Annotated in this window: 1 protein-coding gene; it reads right to left on the bottom strand. The window is 64.0% G+C overall.

The features are described from left to right. Positions 1-104: 104 nt before the first annotated feature. Positions 105-605, bottom strand: a complete 501-nt coding sequence (locus ACOTX3_RS26115; protein ID WP_000376623.1) for a GNAT family N-acetyltransferase — start codon at positions 603-605, stop codon at positions 105-107. Between the last annotated feature and the right edge of the window lie 210 nt (positions 606-815).

Here is an 815-nt window from a genome sequence, read left to right on the forward strand (position 1 = left end):
TCGACAACCTCTCGCGCAACCAAGACATCGCGGTCGGACTGCAAGTGATCTTGAAGCCACGGGCCCGTCCCACCCCGACATGGACCTCGATGCCCGAACGGACGTTAGATTTCGAGTTCTAGGCGTTCTGCGATGAAGGTTGGATCCCAGCCGGGATTGAAAGTGTCGACGTGGGTGAATCCGAGCCGCTCGTATAGGCCACGCAGGTTCGGGTGGCAGTCGAGCCGCAGCTTGGCGCACCCCTGCGTTCGCGCGGCATGGCGGCAAGCCTCGATCAGCGCGGAGCTGACACCCCGGCCCGCATGTGTCCGTCGCACCGCGAGCTTGTGCAGATATGCGGCCTCCCCCTTGAGGGCGTCGGGCCAGAACTCGGGATCCTCGGCCGACAAGGTGCAACAGCCGACGATGCCGTCGCTGCAACTCGCGACTAGGAGCTCGGATCTCAGGACGAAGGTCTCCGCGAATGTCCGGTCGATCCGCGCGACGTCCCAGGCGGGCGTTCCCTTGGCGGACATCCACGCCGCAGCGTCGTGCATCAGCCGCACAACCTCGTCGATATCACCCGAGCAGGCGACCCGAACGTTCGGAGGCTCCTCGCTGTCCATTCGCTCCCCTGGCGCGGTATGAACCGCCGCCTCATAGTGCAGTTTGATCCTGACGAGCCCAGCATGTCTGCGCCCACCTTCGCGGAACCTGACCAGGGTCCGCTAGCGGGCGGCCGGAAGGTGAATGCTAGGCATGATCTAACCCTCGGTCTCTGGCGTCGCGACTGCGAAATTTCGCGAGGGTTTCCGAGAAGGTGATTGCGCTTCGCA

The organism is Enterobacter cloacae complex sp. IR5384, from assembly GCF_049237265.1.
Classification (GTDB): Bacteria; Pseudomonadota; Gammaproteobacteria; order Enterobacterales; family Enterobacteriaceae; genus Enterobacter; species Enterobacter cloacae.

What these genes read in the sequence shown, in the direction of transcription:
- ACOTX3_RS26115 (WP_000376623.1), bottom strand. Translation starts at nt 605, where the DNA reads ATGGACAGCGAGGAGCCTCCGAACGTTCGGGTCGCCTGCTCGGGTGAT.